The 21,935-nt window shown below is 43.3% G+C and carries 18 protein-coding genes; 9 read left to right on the top strand and 9 right to left on the bottom strand.

Features of this window, described 5'->3' with window-relative positions; genetic code table 11:
- The first annotated feature begins 1 nt into the window (after position 1).
- The 9 genes from proB to F8C76_RS14445 all read left to right on the top strand — a co-directional run bounded on the left by proB (position 2) and on the right by F8C76_RS14445 (position 11,986).
- Positions 2 to 772, top strand: coding sequence for a glutamate 5-kinase (gene proB / locus F8C76_RS14485; RefSeq protein ID WP_152132401.1), 771 nt, complete (start codon positions 2 to 4; stop codon positions 770 to 772).
- 9 nt (positions 773 to 781) lie between these two features.
- Positions 782 to 1,981, top strand: coding sequence for a glutamate-5-semialdehyde dehydrogenase (locus tag F8C76_RS14480; protein WP_152132400.1), 1,200 nt, complete (start codon positions 782 to 784; stop codon positions 1,979 to 1,981).
- 146 nt (positions 1,982 to 2,127) lie between these two features.
- Positions 2,128 to 2,457 (top strand): YegP family protein, encoded by a 330-nt coding sequence (locus F8C76_RS14475; RefSeq protein ID WP_129655789.1) that lies wholly within the window; start codon positions 2,128 to 2,130, stop codon positions 2,455 to 2,457.
- Positions 2,458 to 3,236: 779 nt separating this feature from the next.
- A complete protein-coding gene (locus F8C76_RS14470; protein ID WP_152132399.1) occupies positions 3,237 to 6,803 on the top strand; it encodes a T9SS type B sorting domain-containing protein in 3,567 nt (1,188 codons plus the stop codon).
- A gap of 12 nt (positions 6,804 to 6,815) precedes the next feature.
- Positions 6,816 to 7,760: a PorP/SprF family type IX secretion system membrane protein gene (locus tag F8C76_RS14465; protein WP_129655367.1), complete on the top strand. Its 945-nt coding sequence runs from the start codon at positions 6,816 to 6,818 to the stop codon at positions 7,758 to 7,760.
- Positions 7,761 to 7,780: 20 nt separating this feature from the next.
- On the top strand, positions 7,781 to 8,788 hold the full coding sequence (locus tag F8C76_RS14460) for a dienelactone hydrolase family protein (protein WP_152132398.1): 1,008 nt from the start codon (positions 7,781 to 7,783) through the stop codon (positions 8,786 to 8,788).
- 229 nt (positions 8,789 to 9,017) lie between these two features.
- Positions 9,018 to 9,398 carry a hypothetical protein gene (locus tag F8C76_RS14455; protein WP_129655363.1) on the top strand — a complete coding sequence of 127 codons (381 nt, stop codon included), beginning with the start codon at positions 9,018 to 9,020 and terminating at the stop codon, positions 9,396 to 9,398.
- A 203-nt stretch (positions 9,399 to 9,601) separates the two neighbouring features.
- Positions 9,602 to 10,267, top strand: a complete 666-nt coding sequence (locus F8C76_RS14450) for a hypothetical protein (protein WP_152132397.1) — start codon at positions 9,602 to 9,604, stop codon at positions 10,265 to 10,267.
- Positions 10,268 to 11,233: 966 nt separating this feature from the next.
- On the top strand, positions 11,234 to 11,986 hold the full coding sequence (locus F8C76_RS14445) for a LytR/AlgR family response regulator transcription factor (protein ID WP_152132396.1): 753 nt from the start codon (positions 11,234 to 11,236) through the stop codon (positions 11,984 to 11,986).
- 19 nt (positions 11,987 to 12,005) lie between these two features.
- Here the strand turns inward: F8C76_RS14445 and F8C76_RS14440 are convergent, their stop codons facing one another.
- The 9 genes from F8C76_RS14440 to F8C76_RS14400 all read right to left on the bottom strand — a co-directional run bounded on the left by F8C76_RS14440 (position 12,006) and on the right by F8C76_RS14400 (position 21,788).
- Positions 12,006 to 12,596, bottom strand: a complete 591-nt coding sequence (locus F8C76_RS14440) for a precorrin-2 dehydrogenase/sirohydrochlorin ferrochelatase family protein (RefSeq protein WP_152132395.1) — start codon at positions 12,594 to 12,596, stop codon at positions 12,006 to 12,008.
- 59 nt (positions 12,597 to 12,655) lie between these two features.
- A complete protein-coding gene (locus F8C76_RS14435) occupies positions 12,656 to 13,489 on the bottom strand; it encodes a GIN domain-containing protein (RefSeq protein ID WP_170284037.1) in 834 nt (277 codons plus the stop codon).
- Between the two features lie 40 nt (positions 13,490 to 13,529).
- Positions 13,530 to 13,712, bottom strand: a complete 183-nt coding sequence (locus F8C76_RS14430; RefSeq protein ID WP_152132393.1) for a hypothetical protein — start codon at positions 13,710 to 13,712, stop codon at positions 13,530 to 13,532.
- Positions 13,702 to 14,358, bottom strand: coding sequence for a hypothetical protein (locus F8C76_RS14425; protein WP_129655351.1), 657 nt, complete (start codon positions 14,356 to 14,358; stop codon positions 13,702 to 13,704). Before F8C76_RS14425 ends, F8C76_RS14430 begins: the two co-directional genes overlap by 11 nt.
- A 76-nt stretch (positions 14,359 to 14,434) precedes the next feature.
- Positions 14,435 to 15,523: a hypothetical protein gene (locus tag F8C76_RS14420; RefSeq protein ID WP_152132392.1), complete on the bottom strand. Its 1,089-nt coding sequence runs from the start codon at positions 15,521 to 15,523 to the stop codon at positions 14,435 to 14,437.
- On the bottom strand, positions 15,504 to 16,049 hold the full coding sequence (locus tag F8C76_RS14415) for a hypothetical protein (protein WP_152132391.1): 546 nt from the start codon (positions 16,047 to 16,049) through the stop codon (positions 15,504 to 15,506). Before F8C76_RS14415 ends, F8C76_RS14420 begins: the two co-directional genes overlap by 20 nt.
- Positions 16,046 to 16,585 carry an RNA polymerase sigma factor gene (locus tag F8C76_RS14410; RefSeq protein WP_152132390.1) on the bottom strand — a complete coding sequence of 180 codons (540 nt, stop codon included), beginning with the start codon at positions 16,583 to 16,585 and terminating at the stop codon, positions 16,046 to 16,048. Before F8C76_RS14410 ends, F8C76_RS14415 begins: the two co-directional genes overlap by 4 nt.
- Positions 16,586 to 16,768: 183 nt before the next feature.
- Complete coding sequence (locus F8C76_RS14405) at positions 16,769 to 17,659, bottom strand: PorP/SprF family type IX secretion system membrane protein (RefSeq protein ID WP_249042424.1); 891 nt, start codon at positions 17,657 to 17,659, stop codon at positions 16,769 to 16,771.
- Positions 17,660 to 17,717: 58 nt separating this feature from the next.
- Complete coding sequence (locus F8C76_RS14400) at positions 17,718 to 21,788, bottom strand: T9SS type B sorting domain-containing protein (protein ID WP_170284036.1); 4,071 nt, start codon at positions 21,786 to 21,788, stop codon at positions 17,718 to 17,720.
- Positions 21,789 to 21,935 lie beyond the last annotated feature (147 nt).

Raw genomic sequence — 21,935 nt, 5'->3', positions numbered from 1 at the left:
CATGTATAAAGAACTCGTGGTCGTTAAGGTAGGAACCAATGTAATGACCAACAAGGACAACAGAATTGTAAGACCCGTACTCAATAGTTTGGTGCAACAGATCGCTGAACTATACGAACGTGACATCATGACCATTTTGGTTTCCTCTGGCTCCGTAATTGCGGGAAAAGAGGTGCTGGGAAAATCCAAAATAAAGGACAAGACCCAGCGCAGACAGGTATATTCTGCCATAGGACAACCCAGAATGATGCGGCACTACTACAACATTTTCAGTGATTATGGAATGAAATGTGCGCAAGTACTGCCCACAAAACGGGATTTTAACCCTGGGGTACACCGGGACAATATGATCAATTGCATAGAAGGTCTTCTGTCCGAAGGTGTAGTGCCCATTGCCAATGAAGACGACGCCGTTTCGGTAGCCATGTCCATGTTCTCGGACAATGATGAATTGGCCACGTTGATTGCCCAATTGATGAATGCGGACAAGCTCATCCTCATGACCGATATTGATGGATTGTACAATGGACATCCCGAAAAAGAGGATTCCGAAGTCATTCAAAAAGTGGCGCCCAAAGAAGATTTGGACAAGTATATTGAAGAGGGCAATAAAGCCGAAGGCGAAGGCCGTGGTGGAATGGGCTCTAAATTGAACTACGCCCAAATAGCGGCGGCCAACAACATTCCATCCTATATTGTGAACGGGAAGAAAGAGAATATCATTATAGACATTGTTGAAGGAAAAAAAGTGGGGACCAAAGTTTCCCTTTAAAAAACGACTATGAAATTATTGAACACAGATATAAAGAATAAAGTATTGGCAGACATGGAGCAAATCCTGGACAAAAACCGGGAAGAGCTCCTCCAAGCCAACCAAAAAGATTTGGATGCCTTTGATCGGGACGATCAAGCCCTCTATGACCGTTTGGTGGTAGACCAAAAAAAGGTAGATCAGATGATTCAGGCCGTGAAGGAAGTCCGGTTGCAATCAGATCCGGTAAATCAGGAAATATCTACCCGGCATTTGGACAATGGTTTAAAGATCATCAACAAAACGGCTCCATTTGGGACCATCATGATCATTTATGAATCCCGACCTGATGTTACCGTGGAAGCTGCCGTGCTGGCCTTTAAAGCCAATAACAAAATATTGTTGAAAGGCGGGAAAGAAGCCTATCATAGCAACAAGGCTTTGGTAAAGTTTTGGCATCAGGCCTTGGCAGAGAACAATCTCCCCGCCGATTTCATCCAGTTTTTGGAAATGGACCGTACCCAGACCCAAGAATTTTTGAAAAACCCGGACCAAGACCTAGATCTGATCGTTCCACGTGGTGGTGAACGATTGATTGCTTTTGTGAAAGAACATGCCAAATGTGCCGTTCTCGTAAGTGGTCGAGGAAACAATTTCCTCTATGTACACCAAGAAGCGGATTGGAAAAAAAGCTTGGAGGTCATCATCAATGCCAAGACCCATAAGATTTCGGCCTGTAATGCCTTGGACAAAATATTGATCGATACAAGGATGGAAGGTTACGATGATAAACTCAAGGAATTGAGACAACTATTGATTGACAAAGGCGTATCGATTTTAGTAGATGAAAAGGTGAAATCCATCTTACCAGAAGAAAATGTCATTCCCGACCCATCGGTTTGGGAAGAGGAGTTCTTGGCCATGAAATGTGTTATTGGAGCTGTGGACAATTTAGATGAGGCCATTGAAAAGATCAACACCCATTCCGGAGGGCATTCGGCCTCCATCATGACCGAAAACAATACCGTGGCCCAAACTTTCATGGAAAATGTGGATTGTGCGGCGGTATACCAAAATGCTTCCACCCGTTTCACCGATGGCGGACAGATGGGCGTGGGTGCAGAACTGGCCATCAGTACTGATAAATTGCACCACCGTGGGCCCTTGGGGCTAAAACAATTGGTGACCAACAAATACTATGTATTTGGGGATGGACAAGTACGTGTGTAACCTATCTTTTGTTGTTCTTACTGGCGTTGATTGGTTCAAGTGTCGTGCAAAAGCCCATTATCTGTTAGTTTAATGGTAATTTTACACCCATTTATTGGTCATTTTTTAAGAAAATATCTAGATTTAAGATATAAAATATATTCAGTATGGGAAAATTTGAAATCAAAACAGATAAATCTGGTCAGTTCAGGTTTAATTTAAAGGCCAATAACGGCCAAGTAATCTTAAGCAGCGAAGGGTATACCACCAAAGCCGCCTGCGAGAACGGAATTGAATCTGTCCGAAAAAATTCTCAGGAAGATGGTAGGTTCGACAGAAAGACTGCCAAAGACGGTAGCCCTTACTTTAACCTGAAGGCTTCCAACGGTCAGGTAATCGGTAATAGTGAAATGTATTCCAGCACTGCGGCCATGGAAAACGGGATTGCTTCCGTAAAAACCAATGCTCCGGATGCCGGTGTGGATGACAATTCGTAATTCGCCGGGACATATATTTCAAATATAACATAAGGACAGCCCCATTTTTGGGGCTGTTTTTTTTTGACAAATTTCGAACCCAAATTATATTCCACCAATTCAAATGGCCCATCCGTAAGATCAAATGGGGCATTGGTTAGTTGGGACACCTCTGGAAGGAAATAACATCCTATGTTTGTTGTGCAAGTAAGCGTTAAAGCCAATTGAAAAGCAAGATCAATTTTTAACGCATGCACATATAGCAATGCACTTTTCAAGACCAAAGGTCGAAAAAGTGTTTAGTTTAGTTGAGGTTTCCGTTACGCCAAGGAATTTATTTAAATTCCTTGGTCGTAATGGTTTTAAGGATCAGATTACACATTGAATGCAGAAGATCCTACTCAACTACTTCTCCCAATAAAATTATATATACAACATACCACTGACCAAAGTAACTATCCTGTCCATAATTCAACTGAGCGTGTAAGGTTTGGTTTCTCTCAGTACTGTTGGCCATGGTATAGTTGGGCCGTCAAACATTTTTGGCGGCCCTTTTATTGAAAACCATGGACCGTAACTCTTCATTTCCTAATTCATGCACCTGTCCATATATGCACAAAAACCATAAAATTTTAAGGTTGGTACATTTTTTCGTCAATTCTAAACGCCCTTTCGTCAATTCTAAACGCCCATTGGTTAATTGACCCCCTTTTGGTAACACGGCAGCACTTTATTTTATAATACCAAATCTATTTCTTGATTTTACCCCAACAAGAAATACACCCTAAAACCTACTTGTTATGACAAAACTTTTACTACACTACAACCGAATCCGGACCATATCAAAACCGGTCTTCTTCCATTGTAATTTAAAATGGTTGCGTCCCTTATGCATACTGGGCATTTTGCTTTTAAGCAACTCCATACTGGGCCAACAAGTTGACACGTGGTTCACTGCGGACAGAGCGGTGAACGCAGCGCCTACTCCCAGCGGACAATTTCAACTCTTCACTCCCCCGGCCCCTGCTGATGGTACTTCCGTGACCACTTGGTACGACTTCATCGATGGGACTCCCCAAGATGCTGTCCAACATCCAGCTCCTGGAAACTATTCCCAACCTTACCCCTTAGGTTTTGAACACTCATTTGGTTCACCAGCGTATCTTAACCCTATTGGTTCCATTCCGCGCCTACCCACACTACGCCGAAACGATATGAACTTTAATCCTTCCATTGAATTTGATGGAAGTGGTGATGGACAAGCTTTACATTTTAGATCATCAACCAGAGAAGAGATTACAGTCTTTATTGTATTCCATGCCCGCGGTATGGGAAATAGTGCTGAAACCCAACGCCTACTTTTTGGAGGAGACATCGATTCTTACCATAGTTCCACTACCAATCTCTCCATAGGCGTCTCGGATGGAAATAGATTCTCAATTGGGCGAACCTGGACCCCATGGAGTGATTTTGAGAGTGGCAATATTGATCTCCAAGGATTACCTACCATTGGTGTTCTTGTGCGACAAGTTGACACAAACCCTTTTTTGGAAGATGAAGTCTTAAGAACACAAGTAAATGGTTTACCCGATATCAACATCATAAAAAACTTTCCAGATGTTGAACGGGATTTATACTTATTCAATAGACTTGGAAAACATTTCAACAGCAATGATTCCAATAGAAACCTTACAGGAAACATTGCCGAAATTTTATTGGCCGATGGTCCTTTGGATGCCAACTCCATACAACGAGTGGAAAGCTATTTGGCCATTAAGTATGGCATCACCCTAAACAATACAGGACAATTGGGCAGTACCGTTGGCAATCAAGGATACACTTATCTAGCAGCAGATGGGACCACCATTTGGCAACCAGACCCAATATACATATATGACATAGCCGGATTGGGCAGAGATCGGTTTGAAGATATAGATGGAGGAGACAACAGCACATCCTATGACGATTTAAAACTACGATACAATCTTCACCAACGTATTGCCCAAAGTGAAAATACTGGAGCAGTCGTTACCATGTCAATGGACAATAATTTTGCAACGGACAATCTAGACCAATCCCGACCGATTGTAGACAACACCACTGCAAATAGCACATCGGTAACAACCACATCCACTCTTCATAATTATCTATTATGGGGAAATGACCATGGTGATATCAACCAATCTCTCATTGAACTTCCTACAGATTATAGTGCCCGAATCGGAAGGGAATGGAGAATACAAAAAACAGTTTCTCCCGGTGGAGTTGATCCAATTACAAATGTAAGTGTTCGAGTCGACCTTTCCGGTTCAGACATTCTAAACAATGGTAACTGTGGCAACTTAATATTATTGATAGATACTGATGGTGATGGCAACTTTTTGACCGGCACTCTTACCGAGATTCTTGCTACAAGTATTGATGCAAGCCAAAACGCCTATTTCGACAATGTGAATTTTGAACATCTGGACGTTTTTACCGTAGCCATTGTTGACAACGAACCTCCAAAGGCCAGTAACCCATTGACCTTGACTGTTTGTGGTGCCCCTCCCCTACCAGATCCAAGTGTTGTCACGGATGAAGCAGACAACTGTGCCGTGGACACTGTTACCCATATTGGAGACACTTCAGATGGCTTAACAAACCCTGAAACCATTACCCGAACGTACAGAATTACGGATATCTATGGAAACTATACCGATGTTGAACAAACTATCTATATATACCTTCAGCCTGATATAGATGCCATTCCCAACCAAGAGGCATGTGAATCTTATGCACTTCCTCCTATAACGGGAACCCTTTCCGGAAATGAAGCGTATTATGACCTACCAGGAGGCCCATTAGGAGGTGGCACTATGTACAGTGAAGGAGACATTATTACCTCTAATATTACATTATATATATATGATGAAACTGGTGGTGTTGCTCCGGTTTGCACAGATGAAGAAAGCTTCACCATTACTATCACAGATCAACCCGATGCCGGAACAGACGCCAACATCAACATCTGTGAGGGCACCCTGCTGACTGATGCGGACCTTTTCGCACAGCTCGGGGGAACACCCGATGCAGGGGGCAACTGGAGCCCCGCATTCAACGGGGCGGGAGCCTACACCTATACCGTCACCGCGACAGCACCATGCACCACGGACGCAACGGCAACCGTCACCGTCACCGAACAGCCAAGGCCCGATAACCCCGCCGATGTCGAGGCATGCGACTCATACATCCTGCCAGCCCTCACCAACGGTAACTATTTCACAGGGGCCGCGGGAACGGGGACGGCCCTCTTCGAGGGTGACCCTATCACCAACCTGGGAGACAACACCATATTTGTCTACAGCCCCGCCAACGGAACGTGCCCCGCAGCGGAGAACTCCTTTGTGGTGACGATTACTGGGTTTGATATATCGACCAACGTAGAAAATGAGACTTGTTGGCAAAGTGAAGATGGTGTGGTACATGTGAATGTTTTCAATACAAATCTGCCCCTAACCGTTCAATTGGATTCTATGCCATCCGAACTCTTTAACCAAAATTCTTTTTCCTTTGAGAATCTGGCTGCTGGAAACCACAAGTTGACCGTCATAGATCAAAATGATTGTCAATCTGAAACCAACTTTGAAATCTTAGCTGGTGGGCCCAACCTCGATGCATCCGTAGAACCCATCTATTTATGCGATTCCGGATTGCCTTCCAATACCATTGCGGTCACGCTGTCCGACCCATCCATCAGCAATGCTCTTCTCTACGCCCTGGATTCTACAAACCCCAATGATTTTGTAATGACTCCAGATTTTGAAGTCATCAGCCCTGGGGATCATTCATTATCCATATTGCATACCAACGGTTGCCTTTTGGAAATTCCTTTTTCCATAAATCAGATTGAGCCACTAAAACTCTCGTTGGCAAATGTTTATGTAAATGAAATAGCTGCCAATGTTTCGGGAGGGTTTCCTCCCTACACCTATTATTTTGAAGATAATCCTGGAAGTCCATCCAACACATTTACCATTGACAGGAGCGGAACTTTCCAAGTAAGAGTTGTGGACAATAATGGTTGCGAAACCACAGAAACCATAACGATGACCCTGATTGAAATATCGGTTCCCAATTTCTTCACTCCAAACAATGATGGGCAGAATGATTATTGGAGACCACGAAACATGGAATGGTTCCCAGATGTTCAAACCTACATTTTTGACCGATACGGCCGGAAAATCAAAATCATGGGGACCATGGACCAAGGTTGGGATGGCTATTATGAATCAAAGCCCCTTCCCTCAGGTGATTATTGGTACATCATAAAATTGAATGATGGCTCTGACCGGGAGTTTGTTGGGCACTTTACCTTATACAGATAAAATGAGCTAGTGATGAAAGGAATTATCAAGATACTATTGTTGTTTAATCTGTATGTAATCAATGCCCAGGAATTGACCATCCCCCAATTATCCCAATATCTATCGGACAATCCATTTTTAATGTCGTCATCTTATGCAGGGATTGGAAACTATGTAAAAGTCCGTATGAATGGACTCACCCAATGGGTAGGTGTACGGGATGCACCAGATACCCAATCATTATCTGCCGATGTTCGATTGGGAAATAGATCCGGGATAGGAATGGTACTCTATAATGATTCCAATGGTGAGACCAAACAACGCGGCGGCAAAGTTTCCTTTGCCCATCATTTGACCATAAACAAATATGAAAATCATTTTTTTTCCATGGCCATGTCATTCAATCTGAACCAGTTTAGAATAGACATTGAGAACTTTAAGGACAATAATGATCAAGCAGTGGTGGATGACCGGTCATCAAGCAATCCCAATTTTGACCTAGGGTTTCTTTATCGTAAAGGCGGATTTTATATGAGTTTGAATGTTGGCAACATTTTAGATAAAGATTTTAAAAAGTTCAATCCCATTTTCGAGCCCAATACTCTTCGGAATTATTATCTCTATTCTGGGTACAAGTATCGAAAAACCAAAAGGTCGGACTACGAAATAGAACCTTCAATATTTCTACAATACTTTGAGAATGACAATAGGTCCGTAACCGATTTGAATTTAAAAATAAGAAAGTATGATTTTATGGACTACTACTATGTTGGTCTAACCTATAGATTTTTGAACGACCAACTTGGAACGCCTCTTTATTTTGCCCCTATCATGGGACTGAAAAAAGGGGATTTTTACTTTGGATATTCCTATCAGCTCGTCATGAACGAAATATTGGGATACTCCACTGGCACCCACGTCCTCACCTTGGGCATTGACCTCTTCCAGGGCATTTCAAACTGTACATGCACTTATTAACAAACTAATTTTATTGAATTATGAAGTCATTTCCCAAATCATTCAAACTACTTAGCCTCCCCATAATTTTTTGCGGTCTTTTAGCCTTTTCATCCTGCAGTGATGATGATGCCTATTTTGATTCTGAAATACGAGAGATTGTCATCAATTCATCTACCCATGACACCATTATCTATATCCCAGTACATCATGTAAGGGTTCCGGTATACCTGTCCGTTCCTAAAGATTGTGATGCCAACACACCATTGCCTGCTGTAGTTGTGCTACACGGCTCAGGAGGTATGTGGAAGGATGACAATCCTGAAAGCAAGACCATGACCAGTCAATTCCGTGAATGGAAGGAATTGTTTGACAATAACTGCATGGTTGGGGCCTTTGTTGACAGTTTTTCGGGGCGGGGTGCTACTGAGAAAACTGGGAAATGGGAAACAGCCCCGGATAATTTTAAGATCAGTTCCCAATTTATACGATCAAGGGATGCCAATGCCGCAATGTCCCAACTCAGAAAAATAAAATTCAAGGATGGAAGTCCAGTAGTGCGCTCCGAGGATATAGGTTTATTGGGGTTTTCAGATGGTGGAACATCCGTTATATCTACACTATATGACACCAACACCACACCAACAGGCTGGGAATGGACACAAAGCTTTGGTGGGAAGGAATACGATACTTCTTCCGGGGTAATGTCCCCTGAGCCAAGACCCCAGCAAGGGTTTGCCGGTGGCGTATTCTATTATGGAGGGTCTGGCGGGTACAATTACTGGGGCAGTAGTCCTTGTAACTCCGAGGCCTTGGAAAAAAATATATACCAAAACTATGCACCTATTCTATTTCAAATCCCAACAGGGGATTCCCTTTCTGAAGGTTCTCTATGCTTAGCGGGCCTATTGGCCGAAAAAGGGAAGTCTGTTGAGCTTAACATTTATGACGGAGTTGGCCATGGTTTTGATACCGATGACAATACCCAAAGCTCCGAGGCCCGAACAAAAACCTTGAATTGGTTAAAGAATATATTACATATGGATTGAAATAATTCAAGCTGCTCAACCTTCCCTAGCATATTGCACAATTATCCAACCTCTTCTTTGCAATATGTTTCAATCTCCAAACCATTTGCTTTCCAATAGACCATATCATCATTGGTCCATGGAAAAAACCAACCCATCCCAATATGGGATTTGAACCATCATCCTCAAAAAACAATTATTACGTCTGAAATAGGCCCAAATCAGAACACCTAAACAAAAGTTAACCAACATGAAAGAAAACTTTTTAGAAAAATGGATTCTAGACTTGGTAAAGTCTGAATACGAACTTGGCAAAATTCCAAAGCAAGCTAGCTATAAACTCCGGGAACGCATGGACGACTTCATTGAAGTGACCATAGAATGGATAGATGAGGACGGCAACAGTAATAAAATTGTCTACCACGCAAGATCATATGGAAAAAGAAAAATAGGTGAAACTACCGAATTTCAGGAAGATTCCATATTTGAGTTGGAAAATTACTACGCCTTGGAAATACATAGCTATGTGAACCACATCAAAAGAAATTACAGTACCCGAAAGATTGCCAATTATGATGTTATGAAAATAGTTGGACAACTAGAGGAGGAAATGAATGATGGGGAGCATTGAAATGATGAAGACCATGATTGTGAAGTATCACTTTCCACATTGAAGTGTATTTCATCGATTAAAATGGCGTTTTGTCGGCCGAGGTTCATCCGTCAATTCAAAAGGGGCATTGGTATATTCATGGGTATACGGTCCAAACAGAATTTGTTACTTAGACTTGAGTTTAAAAAAGTTCCCAAGTTTTAACCAAAAGACAAACCCTTATGCAACTGTTCACTATAATTTGGACCTTGGTCTGTGCCGCCATCATCATTGGATACCCGTTGTATCTTTTTAACAGACCCTTTGCACCCAACGTAATGTATAAAGAAAATGAAAAAGGGCATTCAAACACCGTAGAATTACTGTCCATTGATATAACAAAGCAATTGCCTGGTTGGTCATTCACCTTGGATGTCCCACAGATCACGGAAGAGGTTCTGAACAATAATCCCATCCTATTCTATCTGGAATCCAAAGAGGCCTGTCTTAAGCTCCCGCTCAACAATACCGAAATGGGCTATACGGCCAATGTATATAAAAATGTTGGCAAGGTCTATGTAACCTTTAAATCGCTCAATGATGGTGTCACCAATTTCTATGTACCTGCATGGCACCTTAGCAAACTGAAAATCCTGATCATTAAATCCAATGACAAGAAAATCTATGGGAATTGGTCCATAAAATCTGAAAAATCTCTCATCCATAGAAACTTAAAAAGAGCTGGTATAAATTGGAACAGCTATGAAGATATCCTTGGGTATCTCAGCAATATAGCGGCTATCGACTTTAAAGGACACTTTGTGGCCCCATCACCCAAAAGACCCGGTTATAGGACCAAAGGCTCTCCGTTATCCTCCAACGAACAAAAGCTCATTTCAACCGGATAAACATTATTTAAGATTGTGCTAGAGTCCAGCAAAACTTTTAGTGTTCATTTATAATGTCCGAAAATGGGATTTCCTGTTTTGTGGAAATCCCATTTCAAAATATCAATTTCAGCTTTTGAACCTTTTTTTATGACTTCCGTTAATTCAAACATGGCATCCATGAACCCAAATCATGCTTACGTCAAATCAAGGCAAAAAAATATAGGGAAGGTAATTAGTTTTACTCCAAAATCTAAAACAAGACTAACAGCAAAATATACTGGGCCGTACGTAGACATCAAAGCTCTATTCTTCAGTTCTGGCGATGAAGATAGTGCGGCCCAACCGCTTTAATCCAATCAAACATTAATGAACTCACCATTAGTAATTCTTTTTAAAAATGCTAGCAAGTATGGGGTTATGCTGCGCAACAGCAATATGGAAGAACGAACATGGTGAGTTTTATATTAATTTAAATCATTACAAGTGCAAAAAACAACCTCATGAATACAGGAAACCCTATTTCTTCTCTGAACTCCCCCCCTCTTATAGCAGAACCAGATAAATACGGGTATGGTTTATTTCCCTCACAACATTCCAAATCCATCCGTTGACATTTCCATTTTATTACGCATAACACTTGAATCCAAAAAGGACATGAATAGCATAACTGTAAGGAAAATCCTTTGAATCAATAATCAAAAAGAAGAGAAATACATTTTTTGTGCAAAAGGATACATGCACCAGTTACGAATCAAAAAAATAATTCATAACTTAAACATTCACAATGAATTCAAAACATTTTGGGAAACATGTTCAACTCCTATTTTATCAAAAATACGTTAAAGCACGACCTTTCCTAATATGTCGAATATACGAAATATTATTATTCTTTCATAAAAAGAAAGAAAATACATCGGTTTATGTCTAGAAAGTACAATAAAAAAGAGTGACAAGGTAAAATAACCGCCAAAACCAGCCAGCCAAATGACCTTAAAAGTAATTATCATTGAAGATGAAAAACACAGCAGGGAAACCTTAAAATCAATGCTCGAGGAATTCTGCAAGGACGTCAAAGTAATTGCAACAGCCAACTCCGTGTCCGAAGCCGTCAAAGTTCTATCCGTATATAGCCCGGACGTAGTGTTTCTGGACATTGAACTTCAATCAGGATTGGGTTTTGATGTCCTCACCCAAATTAAAAACCCCAACTTTGAGGTCATTTTTACCACGGCATTTGAAAAATATGCCATCAAGGCCATTAAGTTCAGTTCCCTTGACTATTTATTAAAGCCCATTGACTTGAGTGAACTTCAGGATGCCGTTGAAAAGGCACGAAACCGGATGGACACCAATGTGTACAGACAGCAAATAGACACGCTGATGCAGAGTCTGTCCAAAGAAAACCACAGACAGGAAAAAATATGCTTGGCCACCACGGCAGGCATGGAGTTCATTGCCATTGAAGAGATAGTACTTTGTAAGGCGGATGGCTCCTACACCTCCTTTGTTCTACGAAATGAGAATACACTAATGGTGAGCAAACACTTGAAGGAATACGAAAACCTTTTAGGCGATTATCAGTTTATGCGGGTGCACAACAGTTATGTCATCAACCTGAATGAAGTAAAGAAGTATGTCAAATCGGATGGTGGGTATATCATTATGAGCAATGATATGCACGTTAGCATTTCCCCCAGGAAAAAAGATGAGCTCATGGAAGCCATGAAACGGCTTTAGGAAAAACCTATTCTTTGGCTTACTCCTTCTTAGGTTCCCCATCCAACAATCCCTTGGTGAACTCATTCAAGGTCTCCACCTTTTCCTCAAAATTGCCTTTTAAGGTCTTACGGTATTCATTGAGGTTCTTCACCAAATCATCTATATTATCCGGAATTACATCTTCAAAAAATTGACGTAGTCGCTTTGCAGTTGTCGGCGACTTTCCATTTGTGGAGATGGCCACTTTTACGTTTCCCTTGGTAACGATCCCTCCCATATAAAAATCACAATAGGGTGGATTATCGGCCACATTCACCAAAATACTGCGCTTCCTGCAATCATGGTACACTTGCTCGTTCACCTCCATCTTGTCCGTACAGGCCACCACCATATGCTTACCTTCCAAAAAGCTTTGATCATAGACTGCCGTTGTAATCGCAGCCTTATGCCTATTGGCCAATTCCAAGGTTTCGGGCAAAAATTCCGGAGCTACCATCTGTACGTTGGCATTGGGGCTGGACTTCAATAAAAAAGTCAATTTTTCCAAACCCACATTGCCCCCTCCCACAATGAGTATATTCAAGTGGGAGGCCTTTAAAAAAATGGGGTATAGCTCGTTCTGTTCCATCAATTATCTTTTCAATCCTCACAAATCCCTTCCATGGGACCAAGGATATAAAGATAAGGCTATTTCTTGATGACTTTCCCATCACTGGACAACACTTGCCGGATAATCTCCGCATCGCCCTTGTAATACAATCTACTATCCGAGTTGGCCGTAACATCAATGGTGCCGGTAACCGTTAAAAAGGCATCACTGTCCGACGTAAGATCTATTCGCAAATCCTGCACTTCAAGTCCATAATCCTTCAACTCACTGTCCGATGACATGATGGCATCCAGGCTTTCAATGGTCCCAACCATATCCACTTCTGCATCCGAGGCAAGTCTGATCTTGGCGTCTTTTATCTTGGATTCCCCTTGCAGTCTGGAGCTGGACGAAAGGTCCAAATACGCATCCTGTACATCCAGATACATTTCGGCCTCACTGTCCGAAGCCATGTGGAGTTCCAAGTCATCTGCCGTGATGTCCCCTTCAAAGTAAGCATCGGAACTCAGCTCAATGGAAACCGTATTGGTATTTATGGGACTTTCCATAAAGATGGCCGCATCTGCCGAAGCCTTGAACTTGGAAATGTTCTTTGTGGTCACATAGAGTTCCATGGTCTCCTTCCCCCTAACCCGAACATTGTTCTCCAGTTTAACCACCAGTTTACTCCCTTCCATATAGGCATCGATTCTTCTGAACAGATTATCATTGGCCTTGATGGAAACCTTCTCCTCTGTATCAGAAAAAGTAACGTAGGCCCTAAAATCCGATGACACTTGTAGTGCCCTTATACCAGTAAAGTCATAGTCCCTAGTGGATACCTCCTCAGAAACCCATATACTTTCTTGGACACAAGATGTTACCGTAAAGCCCAAAAATAGGGCAATAGCAATCCTTTGAATTGATTTCATACCATTCATTTTTTGATGTGATTAGATTAAGAAAAAGCTGTTATGAGCCGAGTTCCCGTTCCAATTTCAGTACGGGCATCCAATAAAAGTTTATGGCGGACCACTCGTTCATTTCAAGGTTTTGGGCGCTTCTCAAGAACACGGTCCCATTTTGTGTGAACACGTGTCTGGCCACTACTGCCTGATGCAATGATCGTCCATTGTTTTTTGATTTACTGGCCATTGCGCAGGTGTTTTTTGTACCGATTACGTCCCATATTGAAAACACCCACTTTGAGTCCTATCCCCCCGGAAAACCCATTGATGTTGCGGAGCGGACTGGCATCCAATTCCAACTTGCTAGAAAAACGATATTTTACCCCGGCTTCCAATTGCAGATATCTGGAAATATTGAACAAAAGGCTTACCCCTGGTTCGGCCACAAAAATGGCATCGATATCATCTTCGTCAACATCGCCAATACGGTCGTCAAAGTCATTCCCCAGATACCCTACGCCCCCAGCCCCAATGAGCAATGGAAAGGAAAGGTTCACCACCGACTTGCTAAAAAGTATGGGCTCCAAATGAAGTCCTCCGTAGGCTCCTATCAAATCTTCATTGATGGTTCTGGGATTGTCCTGTTCAGAGTACAAGAAGACCCCTGCAAACCCCACCTCAAACTGTCGGTTGGCTACGTAGGCCACTTTAAGGCCACCCAAATACGTGGATTTTCCCTTAATCTCCCCATAATAGGTGGTGAGGCCCAAGTACACCCCATGCACCACATTTTTACGGTCGTTAAATTCAATGTAGTCTACTTCCTCTTGGGCTTGACCCATGGCCATACATCCTAAAAGAAGTATGGGAAGTATTGGTTTCAGTCGTATCATGTTTCGTTTTTTGGTTTTCGTATTAAAGACATTCAAATTTTTAAAAGGTTGCATCTTCCGCAACTTTTATGTTACATCAATCAGTAAGGACGATTACTCCTTTGATTCCATTGATGGTAAATTTCCCTTTGGTCCCGCTACCATAACTTGCCGTGATATCCCTGATCTTGCTTCCTTCATTGGTCACATTGGTCTTGATATCGGTAAAGGTCTTGGGCACCCGCAACAGACCTTGCTCCAAGGTCGCGCCAAAATCAAAGGCCAAGCCCGCAACGTTCATGTTGATTTCTGAGGATTCCTGTACAATATTGATGTCTGCATCAGGTTTGGACACTTTTTTGATGTCCACATCCGCAATCCTTAGTGTGAGGAACATCCCATTTGTTACATCGGCAATATCCACATTTGAAAATTTAAAATCCCCCCGAAGACTGCCCACCATTACCAATTCCACCTCATCCTTGCTGGAATAGAGTTCCAAATCTGCCACTTGGTCCAAAGTTATCTCACTTCCACTACTCAAGATTTTCAACTTTTGGGCATGTTCAATATCAATGGAACCATTGTCCATCTTAATATTCCCATACCCCATGTTCCGGGCATTGAATTTCCCGAAACGTATATCTGCCTTGGCCGTTGATATATCGCTATTGATCCAAATATCCCCATGTTGGAGATCGGTTTCCAAATCCCCTTCCCATGCCTCTATGATGATGTCACCGAACTTATTATTGATATTGAGTTCCGCATTGATGGGCAGGAATACTTCATAATCTATCTGCACGTTGGATTTATCAAAATCGAACGGATTGGCCTTGCTGAAATATTTGGCGAAAAGATTGGCATCACGATCTTTTATTTCGGATATGAATTGGATAAAATTTCCGGCTTGGATCGCTTTGGGCTGAATCCGCTCCAATAGTTTTTCCGCGCTTTCATCCTTCCTATGGTTCACTTGGATGGAAACGGACACCTTAACCTGGTCCTTGCCCCATCCATTGACAACCACATTCCCATATTTGTTCTCAATATGCACCTTGCCCGTTGGCGAGAGATCATAGGTCTTGTTCCATTGCTTGCTGTGTTCGCTTTGCGCGAGGGTGGCAATGGTCCAGAAAGACACCAATAGTGCCGTAATCATGGTTTTATAGTGTATATCCCTCATAATCCATTTCTTTTTTTGAAGCGTTTATCTGTTTCAGCAGATTCTCTATCAGTTCAATACGCTTTTTATAGTTGTTCACAATAGCTTCGAGTACCCGTTCATTGTCCAGATTGTCCCGCATTTCCAATTTTAATTGCATGTACTCCTCGTCCAGTTCATCCATAAAGGATAAAAACTCTTCTTTGTCCAAAGCGGAAAGTTTTGGGTTTTCCTGTATCAACACTACCTGTTGATGTACCAGATGCTGATAATGCATGTCTATTTCCAAAAGTTCCTCGCTGGCATACCCCTCTATGTTTTGGCTTGGGGCATTCATCGTCATAAATGCTGTCAGTGAAAGTCCCACCATCAATACAATGGATGCCGCCACCCTAAACCCTCTCGATTTCCAGAGTGGGATGACCTTGGATTCCGTTTTCTCCTCCAATTGCGAGGCTATGCCTTTCCAAAGCTTGTCCCTGTCCACCTTGTGAACATCAAAAGCCTCCTTGTTCTCCCTAATACGTTTTTCAAAATTGTCCATCATAACTCCTTTACAATTTGAATTAGTTTCTTTTTAGCGCGGTGGTATTGCGATTTGGAAGTGGAGGTGGTTATTCCAAGGATTTCCCCAATCTCAACATGGTCATACCCTTCGATCAGATACAAGGTGATGATTTGTCGGTACCCCTCTGGCAATTGGGCCAGACCGGTTTTTATCCTTTCCATTTCAAACTCATCCACCTCCAATTTTTCATCTTCCTCTGCGGCCTCTCCTTCATTTTCCATGGACGCGAACAGTAATCGTTTTGCCTTTAAGTGGTTGATGCTCCTATTGATCACAATTCGTTTGAGCCATGCCCCGAAAGTGCTCTCAAACCGAAACGTGTCCAATTTTTTAAACGCCTCCACAAAACTTTCCTGCAAAACATCCTCGGCATCCTCCCGAATGGTGAGTAAGCGCATGGCCACGTTGAACATGGCATCCACGTACAATCCATACAACTGGTATTGCGCGTTGGGGTTTCCTTGTTTGCTCTGCTCCACCAAAGCTTGGTGCGTAAAACGTACGTTTGCTTCCAAAAATCCTGGACGATTATTCAATGACGCTAAAAATAGTTCTATTTCATTCTATCCCAATGACAAATCAAAAATGAAAGGGTTGCATCTCTTTGAATTTTTTTTCAATAAAAAAGCCTTCAACGTATATTGAAGGCATGCTGCATGAGGTTAGGTTCTAGGTTTGGTATATGGTCTAGGGCAATCTCATTCTGATATTACCTCTTTTTTCATCTCTTTGAATTGATATCTGAGAAACAGCTCATGGCTTCCTCCGGTATAAGCCCCTAAATTGGAGGACGTTAGGTCGTAAGCATAGCCTGCATTCAAATTGGAATTGATTTGGAGGCCCAACAATACGGAAAAGGAATCATCCCACCTGTAGGCGGCACCAAAGGTGAAGGTTTCCCTTATGATGGCATTGGCCGAAACATCCAAAATGATCGGTGCCCCCGGGACCCATTTTATAAAAAAGGATGGCCGAAGCACTATTTCGGGGGTCACATCGAACATCCTTCCCCCTATAAAATAGTAATGGAGCCGTTCCGCTGCGATTTCCTGTTCTTCCCCATCATAATGTTTTTGCGAAAAGAAGTTGGGCACGGCAAAGCCCAAATAGCTGTCCTTGGTCTGGTAATACAATCCTGCCCCAATGGTTGGAAAAAATTTACTTTTGATATTGTTTTGAAAGGCCATATCTGGATTTTCTGTCAATCCTTTGGAGAAATCCACATCAAAAAGTCGCCCACCCGCTTTTAGTCCAAAGGACAATTTTCGATTGGTACTATCCAGTTGTATGGTGTAGGACACATTTCCATCCACAAAAATTTCCGAAGAGGGCCCCAAGGCATCATGTGCCAATATCCCCCCCACACCCAATTTATTTTCCAAAGGAGTGTCCACCGCCAAGACCTGGGTATTCGGTGCCCCGTTGATGCCCACCCATTGGGAACGGTGCAACAACAAAGCTGTAAGGTAACCTTGGGAACCGGCATAGGCCGGATTCACACTCATGGTGTTGTACATATACTGGGTATACTGGGGATCTTGTTGCGCGGATCCGGAAAAGCATCCGAAGCAGGCCACTAGTAAACCCACAAGTCCAAGTTGTTTTTTCAGTTGTTGTATCTGTTTAGTCAAGCTCCACCCCATTTTCCTATCGATTTAGATATAACCAATCCGTTCGCGGCTCGGAGCCATCACCCAAGTCCAAAATATAGTAATAGGTGCCCACAGGCAACTGATCTTCTTTCTGCACAATGGCCCTTCCATTGGGCGTACCATCCCAATCATTATTGTAGGAGCGTTTTTCGTACACAATATTGCCCCATCGGTTATACACCTGAAGTACATTTTGGGGGTATCTGGAAATACAGTCGATCTTAAAATAATCGTTGACCCCATCCCCATTGGGTGAAAACTCGTTGTAAACCACCAAACAACTTGGGGAAACAAAGGCTTCCGCACTGTCATTGTCACTGTTGGTGTCCAACTGGTCCACAAAGGCCAAACTTGCCGTATTCAGGTAATCTTCAATATCCAAAACCTCCACAGTCAACTCAAGTTGGGCCGTTTCCGAAACTTCCAAGGTATCCAACTCCCAAAAACCGGACGCTTCATCATAAAAACCCAAAGAGGATTGTGAAGTGAGCAACCGGAAACCCTGTGGCAATTGTTCCTCCACCCCAATATTGGTGGCAGGCACAGTTCCCAAATTGGTCACTGTTATGGTAAACACCACTTCATCGCCCATATTCACCGAAATCTTGTCCACTTCCTTTGTCAAAGCCAAATCAGTGGTCTGAGGAACCACAAAGGCACTGGCTTCATCATCGTCCTGTATCCCATCGGAAAAATCATCCATGGCGATTCCTTGATTGGGATCACTATCCGGGTCGGCAAAATCACTCGCGGTGATTTCGACCACGTTCAAATACTCATCCATTTCACCTATTGGTGTGTTCACCATGGCGAGAATTTCCAAGGTTTCCGTATTCTGGTTGAAAATAGTTCGATTCACGTTCCACAAGCCCGTATTGGGATTATACACTCCAGCCGTGGCTGTATGGGATTGATACGTGTATCCTATGGGTAGAGGATCAGAGATCACCACCCCGGTAGCATCGGTAGGCCCACCATTGGTGACACTGATTGTAAATCGGACCACATCACCGACATTCGGCGTGGGGTTATCCACCATCTTGGTGAGGGATAGATCGGCCAAACCATTCGGAATAGGAACCACACTTACTTGGTCATCTTCAGAACCCAGGTTGTTATTGGGAGTAGAGTCCGGGTCATAGGTTCCCAATGCAATCAACTCCGCCGTGTTTTTATAATTTCCGTTGGGCAATACCAAAGCCGTCAATACCAAGGTTTCCAAACCTCCGCTTGTAAGGTTGGACAACTCCCAAGAGCCGGCTATTTCATCATAGGTTCCCGAAGAGGTCACAGCACTTACAAAGCTGTAGCCTGATGCCAATTCGTCTTCTATCACCAAAGCTGTAGCATCATTGGGTCCGGCATTGTTCACTGTAATCGTAAAAATAATTTCGTCGCCCGCGGACGGAGTCAGATTGTCCGCTGTAATGGCCAGTGAAATATCCGAGACATGTCTGGGAATTGTGGATTGTGTATCTTGATCATCTTCCGCCAGTACACCGTTCCCGGGAGTGGAATCTGGATCTACTTGAATGGCCGAAACTACTTCTGCCCTATTGGTATAGTTTCCCGAAGGATTTACCACTGCCTCAATATTTAGCGTTGCATTCGCCCCTCCTGTGACACTTCCCAAGTACCAGAAACCACCATAAGGATCATATAGTCCTCCGGAATCATCCGAAACATAGGTATACCCAGAAGGCAATAGGTCTTCCACCACTATGCCGCTTGCATCGCTTGGCCCCACATTTTCCAAAGTCAAGGTAAATGTAACGGTATCGGAGACATCAGGGAATTCGTTATCCACAGTTTTGCTCAACTCCAAATCCGAGGCCGGAATGGGAATGGTACCCGCACTGTCTTGGTCATTTTCGAAAACATTATTGTTGTTTGGGGTTGAATTGGGATCCACATTGTTGGACGAGAACACCTCGGTTACATTGAAGTAATCTCCGGTGGCATTCACCGTAGCCACAATGTTCAAGGTCTCGGTCACCCCATTGGGCAATACATTGTTCAATTCCCAAATTCCCGTAGCAGCATCATACGCTCCTGCGGTTCTACTGTTGGAAACATAGGTATACCCAGAGGGCAACAGGTCCATAATCTCCACTCCCGTCACATCGCTTGGTCCCAAATTGGAGATATTGATGCTAAAAATTACGTCTTCACCCACCAAGGGACTAAGCTGGTCCACAGACTTACGCAACAGCAAATCGGATACCGGTACCGGAGTTGGCACCACTGTTTCCTGATCATCTTCGGAACCGTTACTGTTTCCGGGGGTGGAATCCACATCCAATTCTGTTAATCCTGTCAATTCCGCTGTATTGGCATAGTCGCCACTAGAGAGCACATTGGCCGTTATGGTAAGGGTTTCAGAGGTTGCATTGGTCAAACTCCCAACGTTCCAAACCCCGTTAACTGCATTATAGGTCCCTGCCGATGTAACAGCACTAACCAATCCGTATCCGGATGCCAACTGATCGGTGACCACCACATTGGTCGCTTCACTGGGTCCGTCATTAAGTACGGTGATGGTAAATACAATCTGGTCACCCACATTAGGGGTTAGGTCATCCGCCATTTTGGTTACCGAAACATCCACCAAGGGATCAGGGGTAACCACCACTTCATCTTGGTCATCTTCACCAGGAGTATTGTTATTTGGGGTGGAATCCGAATCCATTTGATCATGGTTGGTAATCTCGGCCACGTTGGTGTAATTTCCTGTTGGGTTCACGTTTACCAAAATATTCAAGCTTTCTGAATCTCCACTGGCCAAACTTCCCACATTCCAAATTCCCGTGGTCTCATCGTAAGCCCCTCCTCCATTATCAGAAACATAGGTAAATCCAGAAGGCAGTATATCGGTTACTTCCACGGAAGTGGCCTCACTGGGGCCTGCATTGGAAACCGTTAGTGTGAATATGACATTATCGCTCACCAAAGGTGGGGACTTGCTTATGGTCTTGGTCAAGGAAAGGTCAATGACTTCCACCGGGGATAAGGTCACAATCCCTTGATCATCCTCGGAAGGGACTCCATTGCCGGGGGTCGAATCAACATCAAACCCATCGGATGCTTCCACTTGTGCTGTATTGGTATATGTTCCAGTTGGGTTTACCACTACGTCAATAATCAAGGTTTCAGAAGCCCCATTGGTCAACGTCCCTATTTGCCAAAATCCACTGGCAGAACTATAGGTTCCCGCCGTAGCGGTATAGGAAACATAACTGAATCCTGAAAGCAATTGATCCTCCACAAGAACATTCGTGGCATCATCGGGACCATTGTTGGTCAAGGTTATCTCAAAACTGATCTGTTCACCCACCTCTGGGGAAAGATTACCGCCAACCACCGCCTTTGTTAAGGACAAGTCCGCCTGTTGGGGAGAAGCTATTACAAAGTCTTCATCATCCTCACTTTGGTCACCATCATCATTGTTTGGAGTGCTGTCCAAATCAATTTGATCACAAAAAGTGACCTCGGCCGTATGCCTAAACTCACTTGAAGTCCCTGTGGGGGTCTGCACCGTTGCATTGAAGGTCAACGATACCGTATTCGTTCCTTGGGGAACATTGAGTCCCGTCCAAACTATGGCCCGGGGTCCAATAAAAAAGGTTCCCCCATCACTTATGGTATTGACATTTTCGTAACCTGCCGGCACAATATTCTCAATTGCGACTCCTGTGGCATCCACATCCCCTAAATTGCTGAGATTGATGGTAAAGGTCACTATGTCTCCTACATCCGGGCTCGAATTGCTGGCCAAAACATCCAGTTCAAGGTCTACTCCCAAAAAGGTAACTCCTACCGTATCGGATGTCGTGGTGCAGGATGGGTCCGAAACCGTCCATTCAAAAATATACGTCCCCGGAACCATTCCAAAAACTTGGGTATTGGGATTGTTGCTATCGGCAAAACCGACCAAGGAAGGGCCAGATGACTGTGTCCATGTTCCTGTTCCTGTAGCCGGGGTCACCGCATTTAAGAAGACATTGCCCACTTGATTGGCTGTCATATCTGGTCCGGCATCCACAGAGCATAATTGCCCGTACCCCATCTGAAGTGATAAAAACAAAAACAAAATAGCCAACAAGCGGCATCTTTTGTTCCAATGGCATTGAGGCATGTTCATAGTTGAGGAAATGAGGTTGGACCTAGGTATTACGCCCACTCAAACATATTAACAAACCTCAACAAAACGGAA

Source organism: Flagellimonas olearia (genome assembly GCF_009184425.1).
In the GTDB taxonomy this organism is placed as follows: Bacteria; Bacteroidota; Bacteroidia; order Flavobacteriales; family Flavobacteriaceae; genus Flagellimonas; species Flagellimonas olearia.
Note: the sequence above shows the minus strand (reverse complement) of the source record. Positions and strands in the feature narration are given on the sequence as shown.